Below are 19,157 nucleotides of genomic sequence, written 5' to 3' on the forward strand. Positions count from 1 at the left end.
CGTGAAAACTCTACGCGCACTCGCCGCCACCCTGGCAGCAGCTCTTGCCGCTTCCGTCGGCGCCTGCTCGGCCACGGAACGGCCGGCCGGAGAGGACAACGTCCTCACCTATCTCGAGCCGCAATTTTTCCGCACGCTCTACCCGCCGGCCGCGGGTTTCTATCCCAACGGCGGTGTGGTCAACCAGCTCACCGACCGCCTGCTCTACCAAGACCCAGAGACCCTCGAGCTCTCGCCGTGGATCGCCACGGACATGCCCAAAGTCAACGAGGACGCCACTGAGTACACCTTCGATATCCGCACGGACGTCACCTACTCCGATGGCTCCCCACTTACTGCGGAGAACGTCGTGGCGAACTTTGACCTGTTCGGCCGCGGCGATAAAACCCGCACGCTGACCAGCTCAGAGCAGATTGCGAACTATGACCGCGGCGAAGTCGTGGACGAGGACACCGTGAAGTTCTACTTCACCAAACCCTCCCCGGGTTTCCTCCAAGCCACCTCCGCCTACAACGCTGGCCTGCTGTCTGATTCGACCCTCGAGCTCGACAACGAAGGGTTCGGCCCCGGCAACGCGGTCAACGTCATTGGCTCGGGGCCGTTCGTGGTGGAGTCGGAAGAAATCGGCACCGATCTTAAGCTCAAGGCCCGTGAGGATTATGACTGGGCCCCGCCCGCAGTGAAGCACCAGGGCCGCGCGCAGTTGGACGGCATTCACTATATCTTGGCCGCCGAGGAATCCGTGCGCACCGGTGCTATTACCTCGGGACAAGCGGACATCGCTCGCCAGATTTCCGCCCCGCAGGAATCCTTGTTGGAAGACCGCGGCATCAGCATTGTTTCGCGCGGCACCAACTCGATGAATAACCAGTTCGCCTTCCGCTTCGATCACCCGCTGCTGCAGGACAAGCGCGTGCGCGAGGCCATCATCCACGGTGTTGACCGCGAGGAGATCCTCCGCGTACTCTTCTCCGATTCCTACCCGCTGGCCACCTCAACTGTGGCGGAGACCGGCTTGGGCTACAAGGACCAATCCGCTGCCTACACCTTTGACCCAGAAGAGTCGAAGCGCCTCCTCGACGAGGCCGGCTGGGAGCCAGGCCCCGATGGCATCCGCGTCAAGGACGGAAAGCGCCTGAGCCTGCGCACGAACACCGCGCTGCCGCAGCCGCGTTCCAAGGAGGTCATGACCATGGTGCAGGATCAGCTGCGCGGCATCGGAATTGAAATCCGCGTCAACGCCGGTGACCAGGCCACCCAGAACGCCGACGCTAAGGACGTCAACAAGGTGCAGATTTATCACTCAATGGTGGGCCGCGCCGATTACGACGTCATCACCTCGCTCTATGGCATCAACAACCGCGACGCTTTCCTTAATCAGGATGGGGGAGGGGAGCCCGTCGATAAGCACCTGCAAGAGCTTCTCGACGTCGTCCTCGACACCCCCGACGTGAAAGGCCGCATCAAGGCCACCGAAGACGTCCAGGATTACATCACCGAGCAGGCCTATGTATTGCCGCTCTTTGAGGAACCCGTGGTCTACGCCGTGCGCCCGGAGGTATCCGGCTTTAGTCCCGAGTCGGTCGCGCGCCCGTGGTTCTACGAGGTCACCATCGACGCCGCGCCGCAGCGCGCGGCATCGGATGAGGAGGAGAAATAAATGACGACCCGGCAGATTCTTAACCGCATCGGGCAAGCCGTGCTCGTGCTGCTTATTACCTATACCGTGGCCTTCTTCCTGCTGTCGGCGCTGCCGTCGGATGCGGTGCAGTCGCGCTTCGGTGACCCGGCCCTGGGCCTGTCCCAGGCGGAGATTGACGCTATCCGTGAGGAGATGGGCGCAGATAAGCCGCTCATGGTGCAGTACTTCACCGCGTTGGGAGGTTTCCTAACCGGCCATTTCGGTAACTCGACGCAGTCGGGTGCGCCGGTAGCCACGCTGCTTGCCGACGCCCTTCCCCACACCCTCATCCTCGCCGCTTGCTCCATTGGCTTGGCCATCATCGTGGCTGTCCTTGTGGCGTTTCTGGCCACGCTGCCGGGGATGGGTAGTATCGCTAGCTTCTTCCGCGGCCTGCCGTCCCTCATGGTTTCCCTGCCCGGATTCTGGATCGGTATTTTGCTCATTTAGGTCTTCTCCTTCCAGCTGGGTTGGGTACGCGTCATTGAGCCCGGCAGCGTGGAGGGGCTTATCCTGCCCACGCTCACGCTGGCGGTTCCGATGACTGCTCCACTCATCCAGGTGCTCATCCGCTCCATCGATGAGACGCAGTCGCGTCCCTTCGTGCAGGCGGTGCGCTCGCGTGGTGCGTCGGAGTCGTGGATTTTCTGGCGCACGATCCTGCGCAACTCGCTGCTGCCGACTCTGACCATGGCGGGCTTGCTCTTCGGCGAGCTCGTGGGCGGTGCCGTGGTGACGGAGACCGTCTTTGGTCGCACCGGTTTGGGCTACATGACCGCCCAGGCCGTGGCTAACCGCGATACCCCGGTGTTGCTGGCAGTGGTGCTTATCGCTGCCACGGCCTACATCATCATCAACCTTGTCGTGGACCTGCTCTACCCGGTGCTCGATCCGCGCCTGCGCGCGAAGTCCTTCGACCACAAAGCTCCCCGTACGCCCGCCGCAGCCCCGGCTGTTGGCGCTGAAGAAAGGACGGTGCGCTCATGAGCATGATGCACACTAAGCCGCGCGGCGGCTACCGTCGCGCCGCTGCTGGCCAGGGCAACCCTTGGCTTAAGCCGGGCTCGATTATCGCCATCGTCATTCTGGCTGTGGCTTTCCTTGCTGCGTTGTTCCCGGGCCTGTTTACCTCGGCCGACCCTTATGCCGGCACCGACGTTGCTCTGCTCGCGCCGGGCGAGAACGGCCACCTCATGGGTACTGATGCCGTGGGCCGCGACCTGTATGCCCGCGTGGTGTACGGCGCGCGCCAGTCCCTCCTTGGGGCGCTTATCGCTGTGGTGGTGGGACTCGTCGTCGGCACGCTCATTGGTCTTGTGGCCGGCTCCCTGCGGGGAGTCGTCGACACTATCCTTATGCGCGTTGTCGACGTGCTGCTGTCCATCCCCGGCATCCTGCTGTCGCTGTCCATCATCATCGTGCTGGGCTTCGGCTCGGTCCAGGCGGCGGTCGCCGTCGGTGCTACCTCCGTGGCCACCTTCGCGCGCCTGGCCCGCTCCCAGATCATCACCGTGGCGAATGCCGAGTACATCGAGGCGGCTTACGGTGCTGGCGCGACCCGCACCACGGTGCTGCTGCGCCACATCCTGCCGAACTCGCTGACTCCGGTTATCGCTCTGGCTACCTTGCAGTTCGGCACCGCTATCCTGCAGCTATCCATTCTCGGCTTCCTGGGCTACGGCGCCCCGCCGCCCACCCCGGAGTGGGGCCTCATTATTGCCGAGGGCCGCGACTTCATGGCCACCGCCTGGTGGCTCATCATCCTGCCCGGCATCGCTCTGGCAGCCGTGGTGATGTCCGCCAACCGCCTGTCCCGCAACTTCCCCGTGGAGGCCTAAAATGTCTGAAGCAACACGCTCAACGCAGCCCCTGCTCACCGTGCGAGACCTCAACGTCTCCTATTCCACCGGACGCGGTGACGTTTCCGCCGTCCAGGGCGTCAACCTTGCGGTGTACCCAGGGCAAATGACCGCCATCGTGGGCGAGTCCGGCTCCGGTAAGACTACCTCTGCTATGGCCGCCATCGGCCTGCTGCCCTCCAACGCCACGATTGATGCCGGCACCATCACCTTCGATGGCCGCGATATCACTTCGTTGCGTCGCCGCGAGTGGCTCGAGCTGCGCGGTAGCCGCATCGGGCTCATCCCGCAGGACCCGAACAACTCGCTTAATCCTCTCAAGACCATCGGCGCCTCGGTGGAGGAGGGCCTAGCCATCCACCACATCGGCAGCGCGGCCGAGCGCAAAGCTAAGGCGTTGGAGCTACTGGAGCACGTTGGCATCGATGACCCCGAGCGCCGCTATAACCAGTACCCGCATGAGCTCTCGGGCGGTATGAAGCAGCGCGTGCTCATCGCTGCGGCCGTGGCGCTGGAGCCGGACCTCATCATCGCCGACGAGCCCACCTCCGCCCTCGATGTCACGGTGCAGAAGATTATCCTCGATCTCCTCGATGACATGCGTGAGGAGCTCGGCATGGGCATCCTCTTCATTACCCACGATTTGGCGGTGGCTGGTGACCGCGCCGACCGCGTCGTGGTCATGGAGGCCGGCCAGCTGCGCGAGGAGGGCCTATCCGCCACCGTGCTGACGAACCCGCGTCACGACTACACCAAACGCCTGCTTGCCGACGCCCCCTCCCTCACCGTCGCCGACGCCGGCGCCGCGCCGGTTACTGAACGCACCGCGGGCGAACCTTTGGTACAGGTGGAGGGCCTGACCCAGCGCTTCGGTGATTTCACCGCCGTCGATGACATCTCCTTTACCGTGGCCAAGGGCTCCACCCATGCGCTAGTGGGCGAGTCCGGCTCCGGCAAGACGACGACTGGGCGCAGCATCGCCATGTTCAACACCCCGACGTCGGGCAGTATTAGCGTGGGTGGGCGCGACATCGTGGGCCTGCGCGGTAAAGCCCTGCGCGAAGAGCGAAACAACATCCAGCTGGTCTACCAGAATCCCTACGGCTCCCTGGACCCCAAGCAGACGATCGGTCAGACGGTGGCTGAGCCGCTGCGGAATCTGAAGGGGGCGCGTGCAAGCACGGCGAAAGCCAAGGCCAAGGAGTTCCTGGACTTGGTGGCGCTCAACCCGGACTACTATGACCGCCGCCCACGCGAGCTCTCCGGTGGCCAGCGCCAGCGCGTGGCCATCGCGCGCGCCATGATTGTGGAACCGGAGTTGGTCATCCTTGACGAGGCCGTTTCTGCGCTCGACGTCACCGTACAGGCGCAGATTTTGCGCCTGCTTGCCCGGCTGCAAGAGGAACTTGGCCTGACCTACATCTTCATCTCGCATGACCTAGCGGTGGTCAACCAGATTTCCGATACCGTCTCGGTGCTCTCGAAGGGGCAGCAGGTCGAATCCGGGCCCACCGCCGAGGTCTTTAGCAACCCGCAGTCACCGTTTACCCGGAAGCTTATCGAGGCCATTCCCGGCTCGCGCTACCGCGCCGGCGACCTCAACCTCGGCCTGTAGCCTGGGGCCAATCAAGAAAGGATTAGTTCATGGCAGACATCATTAACCTACTGGCGGGCGTCGAGGGGGACGTCGCCAAGCTGCGCGAGCGCCGCCCCGAAGCACAGGACAACGCACAGGCCTCCTTCGCTGCGCTCCTCGAGCCTACAGAGCCCGGCACGTTCAGCTATGCGGAGCGCTACGCCATCGCGACGTTTGTTGCTGGCATTTACCAGGCGACGTCTGCCGTCGCCTTTTACTCTGATCTGCTGGCGGAGGAATCGGAGGAACTCGCCGAAGAAGTGGCCCGCGCGGTGGAGCGCGGCATCACCACCGGCCCTTACATTGATGGCGGCTTTGCGCTTTTCGACGGCTCCCCGCGCCTCGCCGCCGCCCTTGACTTCGCCCACCTGCTGGCCTTCCACCCTAAGGACGCCTCCCCGGCCGCGATTGGTCATCTCCAGGCGGCCGGCTGGTCCAACGACGACATCGTGACGCTGGCACAACTCGTGAGCTTCCTGTCCTTCCAGCTGCGGGTGGCGCACGGTTTGTCCGTTCTGGCTGGCTCCGCGCAGCCCGCACCCGTGATGGAGGCGCCGCGACCCTCCCACACCCCGGACTGGGTTCCGGGGGAGGGGACGTTGGTGCCGGACGTCGTTAAGCCGCAGGGTTTTGTGGCGCACTCGCTGGGCTGGAAGCCGTGGGTGCCACCGCAGCCGAAGGAGGAGTTCACCGACGTGCAGCGCGACGCGCTGATTAAACCCGAGCGCATCGACATGGAGTACTTCCGCCTGCTTGCCCGCGACCCGGCAGCACTCAAGGCGCGCACGTTCACGGACCTGGATATTTTCTACAACACCGATGGTGGCTTGGGCCGCGCCGAGCGTGAGCTGGCCGCCACGGTGGTCTCACGCCTCAACGGCTGTGAGTACTGCGCGTCGGTGCACCAGCAGCGCGCTAAGGAGGAGGGCGGCGACGCCGCGGCGGTTGATCGCCTGCTCGACGAGGGCGTTTCCGCTGACTTGGGCTCTGCGCAGTGGTCCGCCATCCGTGACGCTGCCGTGGCCTTGACCGAGTCGCCCTTCGCCTTCAACGCCTCCCACGTCGAGCGTCTTTCCGACGCCGGTTTCGATACGCTATCCATCATCGACGTCATCAACTCCTCCGCGTTCTTCAACTGGGCAAATCGCCTGATGCTGACGCTGGGGGAGCCGGACGTGCCGAAGCGCTTCCGCTAACCGAAGGAGGAACAAACATGCTGAAGACTGCCGTTGTCACCGGAGCAACCGGTGGGATGGGCGTGGAGATCATCAAGGACCTTGCGCGAGACCACCGCGTGTATGCACTAGGCCGGCGCGCCGGGGAGCTGCCGGAGGCGGAGAACATCGTGCCGGTGAGCGTCGACTTGCTGTCGCTTCTCGACGGCGCAGCGCTTCCCACCGAGCTCTCTGACCTGGAGCGCGTGGACGTGCTCGTGCATGCCGCGGCTCGGGCGGACAAGCGCTCGGTGGAAAGCGCTCGGCCTGAAGATTGGCGCGCGCAGATGGATCTCAATGTGCACGTTCCTGCGGAGCTGACCCGCCTGCTCCTGCCCGCGCTGCGTGCGGCCGAGGGACTTGCGGTGTTCATCAACTCTGGTGCTGGTATCCACTCTTATGGCGACAACGTCATCTACGCGGCCACCAAACATGCGCTTTACGCGCTTGCTGACGGCCTGCGCCTTGCTGAGCTCGGCATCCGCGTGTCCACCGTTGCGCCGGGCCCGACGGATACCCCGATGCTCAAGGGCCTGCAGGACTACAACCCGGAGCACGTTATCGCCCCGGTCGAGGTAGCGAAGGCGATCCGCGCCACCGTCGATGCCGGCCCGACGACGCAGCTGACCGAGATTCGCGTGCGCCCGCGTATTGAGCTCAACCAGCGAAAGTAAGCACCCGTCGCTCGAGATGCAAAAACCGTGGGGCGCGGTACAGTTGTGAGACGTGTCCACCTCTCAACGTCGCCGCCCCGCCTACTTGGTGATCGCGGATTCGCTGCGGAGCAAGATTGAATCCGGTGAGCTGCAGCCGGGCGACCGTTTCCCTACGGAGCGGGAGCTGGTCCAGGAATACAAGGTGGCGCGCATGACGGTGCGCCACGCGCTCGACATCGTGCAGATTGAAGGACTCATCGACCGCAAACGAGGCCGCACTGGCGGCACCTTCGTGCGTGCGACCCCGCCGACGTTGAGCCTGACGAGTGGGCGCAGTGCTCTGCAGCAGCTGCGCGAACACGGTCTCGATATTTCGGTGCAGGTGCTTTCACTTGTGCTTATCGACGCCCCCGGCCACCTCGCCTCCGCCCTCGGCATCGAGGACGAGGACCCCGTGTGGGAGGCGCGCGCAGTGCATGTGTCGGAAGGCTCGCCCATCATGGCCACGACCCTGCTCATCCCGCATTCCTTGGCACCAGAGCTTAAGGAGCAGGACTTGGAGAAGCCGCTGTCTACGCTGTTGGCGGAGCTGGGGCTTGCACCGGTGTTCAAGCGAGATTCCCTCATGGCGGCCACCGCGCGCACGGAGGAACAAAAGGTACTTGGGGTCGGCCGTACGCAACCGGTCTTGCGGATTACCCGCACCGTCAAGATGGAGGACGGTACGGTGGTTGCCCAGTTGGAAGAGACCCTGCGCCCCGACGCCGTCTCCGTCGAAGTTGAGCTTGGCGAGGACCCCTCACCGTCCCTCGACTAGCCCCCTTCGCCCGAATTCTTCTTCCTTTAGCGCGAACCTTGTTTGTCTCAAGTCCGGGCTAACCCCGCGCCTAATCCAATCGTGCGGTTACAGAATGCGCGCATCTGCTTGGGCTACATGTGGGATCGCCGATGTGCCCGCTGACCGTGGTGTGGTTCGCGGGTTTCGGCCTGGGTGCGTGCTTTAGCTCGCACCCGGTGGGTCGGGTGGTTGCCCTGTGGCTTGTTTAGCTGCCTTTTCGGCGGCGAGTCTGGCTGTGGCTTCTTGGTATTCGGGCATGGCGGTTATTGGCATACCCCAGGGTGGGATGTAGCTCACCCCGGTATTCAGTCGGAACATGTAGCCCCTGCCTGTGGGGCGTTTAGGGTCATCATCGTTAATGCCGTTGTGGTAGGCGCATAGGAAGGTGAGGTTTTTGAGGTTGGTAAAACCTCCTGCTTGCCAGGGGATGAGGTGGTGGACTTCGCAGTAATCAGCTGGTTGGTTGCAGCCGGGCCTAGAGCAGGTTTGGAATTCAGCTGCCAGGCTGATGCGTTGTTTCCAGCTGGCATGCCGCTGAAGCCTATAAGAGTTAACCGGCCCTTCAAGGGGGTGGATGATGGTGGCGTAGCCAATCTCGGCAAACTTGTAGGCCAAGAAGTCTGCGCCGGTCATGCGTGCGCCGTTGGTGAGGTTAAGTTCGATTTCCTCCCCATCACCGTTAATAATTTGGTCGAGCTCGTTGAGGGTGACAACGACTTGAGCATGCACGGCAGGTTTGGTGCCAATACCGCCGGTGACAATGACGGTGCGGGCAGCCTCAAGCAGGTTTGTTTTATTAACGGATTCTAGGGTTCCGCGGATATCAGCGATGACGGTCGGGGCGTCGGTGATGGTGATGGAGTTCGGGCCCTTGGAGCGGTAGGTGAAGCGTACTCCGGGCTTAGCGGTGCGCTTGGACTGAAGCTCCTTCAAACGCTTGGTGGCAACCTGGCGGATTTTGTGGGCAGGGGTGCCGGCAAGTTTTATGCGTAGGTTCCAGGCGTCGAGGTCTTTGTTTACTTTGGCGGTGTAGGACTCAATCAGGGTGAGAATGCTAAGGCTATGTTGTTGTGCCATCGCGGCGGCACGGGCTTTGCGTTGTTTGCCGGTGAAGCGGGTGTGCCCGAAGTAGATGTGGTGAAGGTGGGCGAGTTCTGTAGCATCGGCTGGGTCGGCGCCGAGCGTGCGGAGCTCATCGGGTGAGCTGGATGCTTGTTCCACTAGCGCGATCCCCGAGTTGCGGTAGTGGAAGTAGGTTTCTAATACCCCCATGGCCACGAAGCTTAAAACAGGCCCACCAACCCCGCAACCGGAGCAGAAAAGACACTGGTTGCGGGGAGAAAACGATTAACCGCGGTCGACGGCGCGGTTGCGCAGGGCGCGGGCGAGGCGGTCGCGCTGCTCGGTGACCGTACGGCGCAGGCCGCCGGCTAGGTCGCGGGCGAGAAACTCGTCGGCGCGGTCGAGGGTCTCCTGGCTGACATCCCAACGCGGGAACAACCCGGTCACCGTGGTCAGGGCAATCTCATTGGACTGCGCGGACCAAATCTTTTCCGCCACGTCGAAGAACTCAGCACTCGGCAGGAGCTCGTCTGAGCCGACAAAAGTCAGGCCCGCTAGCTTCGACTCCAAGTCGCGGTTACCCAACTCACCGGCGACGATTTCGTCCCATACCGCGCGCTTGTTGTCCTCGGTGTTCACCGCAGCCAGCGCCTTAAGCGAAGCCTGGTAGCCCGTCGCGGTGTTATCGCGCTCGAGTTCCTCAGCTACAGCCGTCATGGCGGCGCCGGCGTGCTCGGGGCCGGTGACGTCGGCAAGCGAGCCATCGGCGATAAGCGCGGTGAGCGCCTTCCAGCGCAGGCCCGCATCCGCGGAGGCCTCAAGGAGGTCCTGGAAGAAGGCGCGGGAGGCGTCGTGAAGCTTGATGCCGGCCAGCGCCTGGGTGAAGACGATTGCGCGCTCGGCGTCGTCGGAGCGGGCGCCTGCCAGGAGGGCGTCGGCAAGCTGCGTGTCCTCCTTCGCCCACACTGGGTCGGCATAGGTGGACTGGGCAGTTGCCGCCTGGGTAAGAATGCGCTCGAGCACGGCGAGCTCGGTCTCGGCCTCCGCACCGCGGGCGACGAGTGCGACGAAATCGCGGGCACGCATGGTACCTGCACGGGTCATCTCCCACGCGGTGGACCAGCACAGGGTGCGGGCCATAGGATCTTCGAACTTCTCGATATTCTCCAGCAGGAACTGCAGGGAACCCGCATCCAGATCGATGAGGCAGTAGGTCAGGTCATCGTCGTTGGGAAGGACGAAGGGGACGTCGCTAAGCGCGCGGCCCACAAGCTCCGGAATTTCGGTAGAGGCGCCGTCGATATCCATCTCGATGCGCTCTGTGCGCACCACCTTCTCACCCTGCAAGGCATAGACGCCGACAGCGATGCGGTGCGTGCGCAGAGTATCACCGCGCTGGGTGAGGTGGGCCTGGGTGATGGTGCCGGAGTCGTCTGTCTCCAACGCCACGCCCAGCGTGTTCACGCCCGTGGTCTTGAGCCACTGCTGCGCCCAGAAGGACAGGTCGCGCCCCGAGGCCTCCTCGAGGTGGCGCAACAGATCCCCGAACGTGGCATTCGACCACTGGTGTTCCTGGAAGTGGCGGCGCACGCCGGCGAAGAAGTTTTCGCGGCCCACATAGGCCTGCAGCTGCTTGAGCACCGATGCACCCTTGGCGTAGGTAATGCCGTCAAAGTTCTGCTCCACGGTCTCAATATCGGAGGCATCCGTGGAAATCGGGTGCGTGGTGGGCAGCTGGTCCTGCTGGTAGGCCCAGGCCTTCTCTACGTTGGCGAAGGTTACCCACGCGGTTTCGTACTGAGTTTCCTCCGCCTGGGAAATCGCCGCTGACCAGGTAGCAAAAGACTCGTTGAGCCACAAATCATCCCACCACTGCATGGTCACCAAATCGCCGAACCACATGTGGGCCAGCTCGTGGAGAATGGTGTCCGCACGGCGCTCGTACTTGTAGTGCGAGGCCTGCGACGTAAAGACGTACTCGTCGCGGATGGTCACGCAGCCGGCGTTCTCCATCGCACCGGCGTTGAACTCCGGTACGAAAATCTGGTCATACTTGCCAAAGGGGTAGGCAAAGCCGAAGTTGCGGTGGTAGAAATCAAAGCCCTGCTTGGTCTCAGTAAAAATGCGCTCCGCGTCGAGCGAATCCATAAGCGACGGGCGGCAGTAAATGCCCAGCGGCACCTCAACGGACTTAGCAGGCGAGCCTTCCGGGCGCTCCGCCAAGGTGCCGGTCCACGTATCCGTCACGCCTACATACGGGCCCGCGCACAGCGCAATCAGGTAGGTCGACAGCGGATAATCCACCGCCGCGCGCACGGTATTGCCTGAACGCGTGATGGGGGAGTTCGTAATCACCGTCCAGTGCTCCGGGACCTCAAAAGCCAGCGAGTACGTAGCCTTCAAATCCGGCTGGTCAAAGCAGGCGAAGACGCGCTTGGCGTCGGCAGTCTCGAACTGGGTGTAGAGGTAAGCCTCGCCGTCAACGGGGTCGACGAAGCGGTGCAGGCCCTCGCCCGTGCGGGAGTAACGAATCTTCGCCACAACCTTCAGCTCATAAGAAGCCACCTGCAAACCCGACAACGGGATGCCGTAAGTCGGGTCATAGGCATTGGTAGGCAACGGCGCACCGTTGAGGCGGACCTCGACAAGCTCATCCCCACGCAAGTCAATGAAGGTTGAGCCGGCTTCCTTTACCCGGAACTTCACCACCGTGGTGGACGTGAAAAACTCCTCCCCGGTGAGGTCGAGGGCGACGTCATAGTGCTCTACCTCCACCATGCCCGAGCGCTGCTGGGCTTCCTCGCGGGTGAGGTTAATCGAGGTCATGTAGGTTACTCCTCTTCGTCGGTGATTAAGTCTCTGCACCAGCGTAGTCACACGCCTAGGGTGGGATGCCACAGACCGCACAATCAAAGGAGATTTACCGTGGCTCAATCCGTAACGTTCTGGTTCGACTGCTCCTGCCCCTTTGCATGGCTGACCTCGCGCTGGATCAAGGAGGTGGAGAAGGTCCGCGATATCGAGGTGACCTTCGAACCGATGTCCCTGTCCGTGCTCAACAAGGGCCGTGACCTGGATCCGGAGTACATGAAGATGATGGAGGCCAACTGGGGCCCTGCCCGCGTGGCAGCCAAGATTGCCGTTGAGGCCCCGGAGAAGGTTGATGCCTTCTACACCGCGATGGGCACCCGCATCCACACGGAGGGCCAGGGCGGCAAGAAGGGCTACGGCGCTTACGACGACATCATTAAGCAGGCGCTTGACGACGTCTCCCTCCCCTCCACCTTCGCCTCCGTGGCCAACACCGAAGAGATGGATGACAAGCTCACCGAGTTCCACAACCGCGGCATTTCCGAGGTTGGCGATGAGGTCGGCACCCCTGTGGTGAAGTTCGGCGATACCGCCTTTTTCGGGCCAGTGATTACTCGTGTTCCTACTGGTGAGGATGCCGGCGAGCTTTTCGACGCCTCCGTGCGCCTCGCCCAGTTCCCCTACTTCTTCGAGCTCAAGCGTTCCCGCACGGAAGCCCCGCAGGTCTAACGCGTGCGGTTGCGCATTGCCGCCGCGATGACGCAAACGAGGACGATGGGGGTGAGCACGAAAGCAGGAAGTCCCGCGATGTTAATGATGGGCAGATAGCTCTGCGCCTGATATTCCTCCCACTCGGCGGCTACCCACGTGCCCCACGAGGCGCCCGCAAGTAGCGCTAGGACGCCGGCGGTGATTCCGCCGGCGGTGCGTGGCTTATGCAGGAGCCACCACAGGCCCACGCTGAGGTGGGCCAGCGTCATCACTGCTGCCAAGAGAAGAGGCAGAATGAAGACGTTGTCGGTGAAGAAACCGGCGGCGAATAAACCTGCGCCGACAAGGATTGCGCCGACGTAAAGGACACAAACACGAGTGTTCATAGGCGTAGCTGGGTCCTTCCTAGGGGAGTAGACCTGCCCCACCATATCAATTTTGAGTTATTGCTAAAACGGGTCGGCGGGTGTGTTCGCTGACCGCTAAGATGTTGGGCATGCGCGTTTATCTAGGAGCAGACCATGCAGGGTTCGAGACGAAGAACGTCATCGCCGAACACCTGAAGAAGCAGGGCCACGACGTCATTGATTGCGGTGCCCATGAGTACGACGCCGAGGATGACTACCCGGCATTTTGCATTGAGGCCGCGCTGCGGACCGTTAATGATCCGGGCTCGCTGGGCATCGTGCTCGGCGGTTCCGGAAACGGTGAGCAGATCGCCGCGAACAAGGTGAAGGGCGCGCGCTGCGCCTTGGCGTGGTCCCCGGAGACTGCCCGCCTGGCTCGCGAGCACAATAACGCCCAGCTCATCGGCATCGGTGGTCGTATGCACTCCGAGGAGGAGGCGCTCGCTATCGTGGACGCTTTCCTGGATCAGGAGTGGTCCCGTGCTGAGCGCCACCAACGCCGTATCGACATTCTTGCCGAGTACGAGCGCACCAACATTCCGCCGGAGCTTCCGGAGGCTTAGTAGTTCATCTCCTTGGGGTGAGTGCCGCCGCGGCCCTCTTCCCCGAGGTCGAGATCAGTAATCGCAGCCATCTCGGACTCCTCCAGCTCGAAACCGAAGACATCGAAGTTCTGCGCAATGCGCTCAGGGTTTTCGGACTTCGGGAACACGATGACGCCATTTTGTAGGTGCCAGCGGATGATCACCTGAGCGGGGGAAACGCCGTATTTGTCGGCAGGCTCGGTGATTTCCGGCTGTTCGAAGAGGTCCGTCTTACCCTGGCCTAGTGGACCCCAAGCCTCAATCTGTACCTTGTGGGCGCGGAAGGCATCGAGCTCGCGCCAGCGCTGCAGGTAGGGGTGCAGCTCCACCTGGTTGACCACGGGCGTTTCCTCGGTATGGGTTTCCAGCTTCTCCAAGTGATCGAGCTCAAAGTTGGAGACACCAATGGACTTGGCCTTACCTGCCTTCTTCAGCTCAATGAGCTGCTTCCATGCCTCGACATAAGTATCGTTCTCCGGGCAGGGCCAGTGAATGAGGTAGAGGTCAACGTAGTCAAGGCCCAGCTTCTCCAATGACTCGTCGAGTGCTGCGGCTGCGTCGGTCTGACGGTCATTCCATAGCTTGGTGGTGATGAAGAGCTCCTCGCGCGGGATGCCGGACTTGGCAATCGCGCGGCCCACGCCTTCCTCGTTGCCGTAGATGGCAGCGGTGTCGATGTGGCGGTAGCCCACCTTGAGGGCCTCGAGGACCAGCTCTTCGGTCTTCTCAGGGTCGACCTTGAAGACTCCGTAGCCAAGCTGGGGGATGGTGTTGCCGTCGTTGAGTGTGATCGTCGGTACAGCGTTCGATGTAGTCATGGGCACCACTGTACGCAGAAAAGGCGGGCTCCTGTGGAGGAGACCGCCAGAAAAATTTGGAGGGAATGACGGGAATCGAACCCGCGTCTTCAGCTTGGAAGGCTGAGGTATTAGCCACTATACGACATTCCCACAACCCCGAAACTCGTCGCGATGAGCGCGCGAATCGGTGTGGCGTCTACTTTAGCGCACACCGGCGCCGATGCGAAAACGGGAACTAGAGCAGGGCTTTAGACGTTACGGTGGGTAAGAATGCAATCACTGTAAAACTCACGGCTCTGATAGGAGAGGTGTTCTCGTGGCCGCTCTGTTGCTCATCATTATCGCTGTCGGTGGCAGCGTATGGTTCTTGTCTTCGTTAAACGGAAAGAAGCAAAAGGAGCTGCGAGAATCCGAACGCTTCGACGATGCCCTGGCGGATGCCCGCCGCTGGACTGAGCGTCTGGGCGGTCAGGTGATGAACCTGAGCGGAACCGATACTGCCTCCCAGCAGGCCATGGCGGATGCATCCGAGCGTTTCACCGCTGCAAATTCCGCAATCTCCCAGGCCAGCACAGTCAAGCAGGCGCACCTTGCGCGTGAGTCCGCGCTGGAGGGTCTGTACTACGTGGCGGCCGCCCGCGAGATTATGGGCATGGACCCGGGTCCCGAACTCCCGCCGCTGGAGGGCCAGCGCCAGGCCGGCAAGGTCACGGAGACCCGCACGGTGGAGGCAAATGGGGAGACGCTGACGGCGTCGCCAAGCGCATCGGCACAAACCCCGAACTACTACCCGGGTGGTGTCGTAGCAGGTCGCCCAGTCCCGGCCGGTTGGTACTCGCGCCCGTGGTGGGCTGATGCGTTGACCACCGGAGTGTGGATGGTGGGCTACTCCATGATGTTCAACGCCATGTTCGCGGGCATGTCCGGCGTCGGCTACTCTGCCGCGGCGGCTGAAAGCGGCGACTGGGGTGGCGACATGGGTGGCCATGATGCAGGCGACATGGCGGATGTTGGCGGTGACATGGATGGCGGCGGAGATATGGGCGCCGGTGATGTTGGAGGAGGCGATGAAGGAGGCTTCTTCGACGGTCTCTTTGGCGGCGACGGAGGCGATGGTGGAATGTTTGACTTTGACTTCGACTTCTAAGCGGGGAAAGAGCCTCTGACATGCAGAAAGGGCGTCAAATTGGGGCCGGTGTTGGGATAGTCAAGCGGATATCGGTACACTAGCCCCAGTATGAAGCGCAGCTGCGTGCGGGACTTCCCCCGGCGCAGAGGCTTTCCATACGGGGCGTGGCGCAGCTTGGTAGCGCACCTGCTTTGGGAGCAGGGGGTCGCAGGTTCAAATCCTGTCGCCCCGACGTATGGGGGCCTGGACACTCATCCAGGCCCCTTAATTGCATTTTTAAACGATCACAATCAGGAGAGTTTCTCGTGAAGACCACCGTAGACAAGCTGAGCGATACGCGCGTCAAGCTCACCGTCAACGTTCCGTTCGCTGAGTTGGACAAGGAAATCGCTCAGGCCTACGCGGCGATCGCGCAGCAGGTTTCCATCCCCGGTTTCCGTAAGGGCAAGGCTCCGCGCCAGCTTATCGACGCCCGCTTCGGCCGCGGCCCTATCCTCGAGCAGGTCGTTAATGACATGTTGCCGTCTCGCTACGAGCAGGCCGTTGAGGAAAACGACCTCAAGGTTATTGGCCAGCCGGAGGTTGACATTGCCAAGCTGGAGGACAACGACTTTGTCGAGTTCACCGCTGAGGTAGACGTGCGCCCGGAGTTTGAGGTTCCGGACTTCTCCAAGATTTCTGTCAAGGTTCCGGCCCTCGAGGTGGGCGATGAGGACGTCGACAAGGCACTCGAGAACCTTGCTGAGCGCTTCGGCGAGCTCAAGGACACCAAGCGCAAGATGAAGACCGGTGACTTCGCTGTCATCGACATCACTACTGAGGTGGACGGCACCAAGTTGGATGAGGCTTCCCACGAGGGCATGACCTACCGCATTGGTGATGACAACCTCATCAAGGGCCTCGACACCGCTCTGCGCGGCATGAAGACCGACGAGGACAACGAGTTCACCACCACCATCCAGTCCGGTGAGCACGAGGGCGAAGAGGCTACCGTTAAGGTCCACGTCCAGCAGACCAAGGAGCGCAAGCTGCCGGAGCTCGACGACGAGTTCGCACAGATGGCTTCCGAGTTCGACACCATGGACGAGCTGCGCGAGGACACCAAGACCCGCGTCGAGGAAACCAAGAAGTCCGAGCAGGCCGCCAACATTCGCGATGAGGTCCTCAAGGCCGCTCTCGACGAGGTTTCCTTCGAGCTGCCGAAGTCTATCGTCGACGAGCAGGTTCACGCTCAGCTGCACCAGATCATGGGCCAGATGGCTCACGACGAGAAGGCACTGGCTCAGCTGCTGGAGGCTCAGGGCACCACTCGCGAGGAGTTTGATGCTGATGCTCGCAAGTCCGCTGAGGAGTCCGTCCGTACCCAGCTCTTCCTCGACGCACTGGCTGAGGTTGAGGAGCCGGAGGTATCTCAGCAGGAGCTGACTGACCACATCCTGTTCACCGCGCAGTCCTACGGCATGGACCCGAACCAGTTCATCCAGCAGCTGCAGTCCAGCAACCAGCTGGGCAACCTGTTCTCTGACGTTCGCCGTGGCAAGGCCCTGGCAATGGCTATCTGCCGTGCCGAGGTCACCGATGAGGCTGGCAACAAGGTTGATGTTGACCAGTACTTCGGTGAGATCGATGAGGACGAGGCTGAGGCTTCCGAGGAGAAGTAATCTCCCGCTTGTAATGTGCCGCTGCCACATGTGTGGTGGCGAGCGCGCGCGAAACCCCGGATTCAGGTAGCTCAAGGATGGGCCTGAATCCGGGGTTTGTGTCATTGTCAACGCCCTCTAGGAGTCTTTGAGTACTTCGTAGAGGGCGGTGATGGGTGTTGGCTGGGGATACCGCTAGCCGTTCGTGGCTCTAAAGGCCTTGTCGGTTAGCTGCAGGAAGCGCATAACGTAATCCTTGACAAAGTCTGCGGTGCGTTCATTGAGATGTCCGGACTCTTCGAAAAGGGTGGGGGATTGACCCAGAAATACTTCGGGCTGACCCGGAAGCGGCATATCGAAGTAGGACAGGGCGAGGCGAAGGTTCTTCTGTGAACTGTAGCCGCCCATGCGGCCTACAGAGTGGCTAATGATACCTGCGGGAAGGTTCTTCCACGCCACATCTGAGTTGGGTTTAGAGCCGATGTCCACTGCGTTTTTGAGGCAGGCGGGGATAGTGCGGTTGTTTTCTGGCGTAATGAAGAGGATCCCGCTCGAGTTCTTGATGGACTCTCGAAAGGTGGTGTACTCAGCCGGAGTGGGCTTGTCCGTGACGGTGGGGTCATCGTAGTCGAAGTCATAGAGCGGCAAGTCACGGATTTCCACGATGTTTGCCTCGTAGTCTTCAGGGATCATCGTGAGCACCTCGTGTGCAATCTTGCGTGCAAATGATTCTCGGCGCAGGCTGCCGACGATAACGCTGATACGTGGGGTGGTCATGGTAAACCTTCTTTCTTAGTTGGGTGTAGGGAGACGTGGTCAAGGGAGAAAAGGCTTGCAGCCAAAGGCCGGTGGTGGGCCGGCAGCGTGGGCGGCGGTGAGGAAGCCATCTACTTTGTCTCCTTCTTCATGGCGGAAGTACAGTTCGATGAGTCCTAGAAGCCCCCCGAGGACGGCCTCTCGTGCGGCGGATGTATTCAAAAGCCGCATGGCTGCGGGTTGGTTTCCTTCGCGGATGGCTTCAAACAGCGCGATGGTCTCAAGCCAGCTTCCTTGGTCCGGTCGCGGAAAAGGTTTAGAAATCCCAGTCATCATCACTCGTTTCTTCAGCAGTACCAATGACATAGGAGGAACCAGATCCGGAGAAGAAGTCATGGTTCTCATCTGCTCCGGGGGCTAGGGCCGCGAGGATTTCTGGGTTCACTTCCGTTTCTTCGGGCGGGAAATAATCCGGGTAGCCCAAATTCATGAGTGCCTTATTGGCGTTATAGCGAACGAACACGGCTACATCATCCATGAGTCCCAAAGGCTCATATAGCTCGCCGGAATAGTCCAGCTCTAATGCATAAAGCTCTTCGAGCAAAGAAATGGTGAAATCACGCATCTCCTTCTGCCGTAGCGGAGTCGTGGATTCCAGACCGCGCTGATACTTGTAGCCCGAGTAGTAGCCGTGCACTGCCTTGTCACGCAGAATGAGGCGAATCATGTCTGCCGTATTTGTCAGGGTGGCGTGGACAGAAAAGTGCAAGGGAAGATAGAAACCCGCGTAGAGAAGCAGCGAGGAAAGCAGCGTCGATGACACCTTGCGTTTGAGTGGATCCGGCCCAAAATAGTGCGCGAGCACTTTCTTGGCGCGTGCCTGGAGAAGGTCGTTATTCACCGCCCAGCGGTATGCTTCATCAATTTCCTTTGTACTGCTCAGGGTAGAAAACACTGAAGAGTATGAACGGGCATGGACTGACTGCATGAAGGCGATGTTGGTATACACGGCCTCCTCGTGTTCGGTGCGGGCATCTTGAATCTGACAGATTTCACCCACGGTGGCCTGGACAGTATCCAGGGTGGTGAGTCCCGTGAACACCCGCATGGTGAGGTTGCGTTCCTCGGGTGTCATCTTCTGCCACGCCGGGAGATCATTAGAAAGCGGGACCTTCTCTGGCAACCAAAAGTTGGCGGTTAGACGGTTCCACACTTCAAGATCCTTGTCATCGCTCACCCGGTTCCAATTGATGGCGCGGATGCGGGCTGAAGGATCATGCCGGTAGCTCGGCGGAGTAACTGAAATGCTGGTTAGTTCAGCACTATTCGATGTTGAAGACATAGCTTCTTTCTTTCTGAGTGAATGGTTGTGG

Annotated in this window: 17 protein-coding genes, 2 tRNA genes and 1 pseudogene; 12 read left to right on the forward strand and 8 right to left on the reverse strand. The window is 61.3% G+C overall.

The window, feature by feature from the left end; translation table 11 throughout:
• Position 1: 1 nt before the first annotated feature.
• From QP922_RS02055 to QP922_RS02085, 7 genes and pseudogenes are all read left to right on the forward strand, one after another.
• Positions 2 to 1,660: a TIGR04028 family ABC transporter substrate-binding protein gene (locus tag QP922_RS02055; protein WP_284807613.1), complete on the forward strand. Its 1,659-nt coding sequence runs from the start codon at positions 2 to 4 to the stop codon at positions 1,658 to 1,660.
• A pseudogene (locus QP922_RS02060) lies at positions 1,661 to 2,668 on the forward strand (ABC transporter permease).
• Complete coding sequence (locus QP922_RS02065; RefSeq protein WP_284807615.1) at positions 2,665 to 3,519, forward strand: ABC transporter permease; 855 nt, start codon at positions 2,665 to 2,667, stop codon at positions 3,517 to 3,519. The pseudogene QP922_RS02060 and the gene QP922_RS02065 overlap by 4 nt, the downstream one beginning before the upstream one ends.
• Before the next feature lies 1 nt (position 3,520).
• A complete protein-coding gene (locus tag QP922_RS02070) occupies positions 3,521 to 5,155 on the forward strand; it encodes a dipeptide ABC transporter ATP-binding protein (RefSeq protein ID WP_284807617.1) in 1,635 nt (544 codons plus the stop codon).
• Positions 5,156 to 5,184: 29 nt separating this feature from the next.
• Complete coding sequence (locus tag QP922_RS02075; RefSeq protein WP_284807619.1) at positions 5,185 to 6,372, forward strand: alkylhydroperoxidase domain protein; 1,188 nt, start codon at positions 5,185 to 5,187, stop codon at positions 6,370 to 6,372.
• Between the two features lie 17 nt (positions 6,373 to 6,389).
• Positions 6,390 to 7,064 carry an SDR family oxidoreductase gene (locus tag QP922_RS02080; protein ID WP_284807620.1) on the forward strand — a complete coding sequence of 225 codons (675 nt, stop codon included), beginning with the start codon at positions 6,390 to 6,392 and terminating at the stop codon, positions 7,062 to 7,064.
• A 52-nt stretch (positions 7,065 to 7,116) separates the two neighbouring features.
• Positions 7,117 to 7,863 (forward strand): GntR family transcriptional regulator, encoded by a 747-nt coding sequence (locus QP922_RS02085; protein WP_284807621.1) that lies wholly within the window; start codon positions 7,117 to 7,119, stop codon positions 7,861 to 7,863.
• 183 nt (positions 7,864 to 8,046) lie between these two features.
• On the opposite strand, the gene QP922_RS02090 is transcribed toward QP922_RS02085, so the two are convergent.
• Both QP922_RS02090 and pepN read right to left on the reverse strand, forming a co-directional pair.
• Positions 8,047 to 9,156 carry an HNH endonuclease signature motif containing protein gene (locus tag QP922_RS02090; RefSeq protein ID WP_284807623.1) on the reverse strand — a complete coding sequence of 370 codons (1,110 nt, stop codon included), beginning with the start codon at positions 9,154 to 9,156 and terminating at the stop codon, positions 8,047 to 8,049.
• A 75-nt stretch (positions 9,157 to 9,231) separates the two neighbouring features.
• Positions 9,232 to 11,772, reverse strand: coding sequence for an aminopeptidase N (gene pepN / locus QP922_RS02095; RefSeq protein ID WP_284807624.1), 2,541 nt, complete (start codon positions 11,770 to 11,772; stop codon positions 9,232 to 9,234).
• Between the two features lie 99 nt (positions 11,773 to 11,871).
• Here pepN and QP922_RS02100 point away from each other — a divergent pair, with 99 nt between their 5' ends.
• Positions 11,872 to 12,486: a mycothiol-dependent nitroreductase Rv2466c family protein gene (locus tag QP922_RS02100; protein WP_284807625.1), complete on the forward strand. Its 615-nt coding sequence runs from the start codon at positions 11,872 to 11,874 to the stop codon at positions 12,484 to 12,486.
• On the opposite strand, the gene QP922_RS02105 is transcribed toward QP922_RS02100, so the two are convergent.
• A complete protein-coding gene (locus QP922_RS02105) occupies positions 12,483 to 12,854 on the reverse strand; it encodes a hypothetical protein (RefSeq protein WP_284807626.1) in 372 nt (123 codons plus the stop codon). The two genes, QP922_RS02100 and QP922_RS02105, sit on opposite strands and share 4 nt — an antisense overlap.
• A 110-nt stretch (positions 12,855 to 12,964) precedes the next feature.
• Between QP922_RS02105 and QP922_RS02110 the strand changes: the two genes are divergently transcribed.
• Positions 12,965 to 13,438, forward strand: coding sequence for a ribose-5-phosphate isomerase (locus QP922_RS02110; protein WP_010191143.1), 474 nt, complete (start codon positions 12,965 to 12,967; stop codon positions 13,436 to 13,438).
• On the opposite strand, the gene QP922_RS02115 is transcribed toward QP922_RS02110, so the two are convergent.
• Positions 13,435 to 14,277 (reverse strand): aldo/keto reductase, encoded by an 843-nt coding sequence (locus QP922_RS02115; protein WP_284807627.1) that lies wholly within the window; start codon positions 14,275 to 14,277, stop codon positions 13,435 to 13,437. The genes QP922_RS02110 and QP922_RS02115 overlap by 4 nt on opposite strands.
• 57 nt (positions 14,278 to 14,334) lie before the next feature.
• A tRNA-Gly gene (locus QP922_RS02120) sits at positions 14,335 to 14,409 on the reverse strand.
• A 166-nt stretch (positions 14,410 to 14,575) separates the two neighbouring features.
• Here QP922_RS02120 and QP922_RS02125 point away from each other — a divergent pair.
• The 3 genes from QP922_RS02125 to tig all read left to right on the forward strand — a co-directional run bounded on the left by QP922_RS02125 (position 14,576) and on the right by tig (position 17,049).
• Positions 14,576 to 15,406: a DUF1542 domain-containing protein gene (locus QP922_RS02125; RefSeq protein WP_284807628.1), complete on the forward strand. Its 831-nt coding sequence runs from the start codon at positions 14,576 to 14,578 to the stop codon at positions 15,404 to 15,406.
• A gap of 140 nt (positions 15,407 to 15,546) precedes the next feature.
• Positions 15,547 to 15,620 (forward strand) — tRNA-Pro (locus tag QP922_RS02130).
• A 73-nt stretch (positions 15,621 to 15,693) separates the two neighbouring features.
• A complete protein-coding gene (gene tig / locus QP922_RS02135; protein WP_284807629.1) occupies positions 15,694 to 17,049 on the forward strand; it encodes a trigger factor in 1,356 nt (451 codons plus the stop codon).
• Between the two features lie 174 nt (positions 17,050 to 17,223).
• Here the strand turns inward: tig and QP922_RS02140 are convergent, their stop codons facing one another.
• Genes QP922_RS02140 through nrdF form a run of 3 tightly spaced genes read right to left on the reverse strand, consistent with a single transcriptional unit; the run spans position 17,224 to position 19,126 of the window.
• The gene (locus QP922_RS02140) at positions 17,224 to 17,805 is read right to left on the reverse strand and encodes an NADPH-dependent FMN reductase (RefSeq protein ID WP_284807630.1); all 582 of its coding nucleotides are present in this window, start codon (positions 17,803 to 17,805) and stop codon (positions 17,224 to 17,226) included.
• 39 nt (positions 17,806 to 17,844) lie between these two features.
• The gene (locus tag QP922_RS02145) at positions 17,845 to 18,117 is read right to left on the reverse strand and encodes a hypothetical protein (protein ID WP_034655492.1); all 273 of its coding nucleotides are present in this window, start codon (positions 18,115 to 18,117) and stop codon (positions 17,845 to 17,847) included.
• Complete coding sequence (gene nrdF / locus QP922_RS02150) at positions 18,101 to 19,126, reverse strand: class 1b ribonucleoside-diphosphate reductase subunit beta (RefSeq protein WP_204099638.1); 1,026 nt, start codon at positions 19,124 to 19,126, stop codon at positions 18,101 to 18,103. Before nrdF ends, QP922_RS02145 begins: the two co-directional genes overlap by 17 nt.
• Between the last annotated feature and the right edge of the window lie 31 nt (positions 19,127 to 19,157).

Origin of the sequence: Corynebacterium sp. MSK218 (assembly GCF_030232655.1) — a bacterium.
GTDB lineage: Bacteria > Actinomycetota > Actinomycetes > Mycobacteriales > Mycobacteriaceae > Corynebacterium.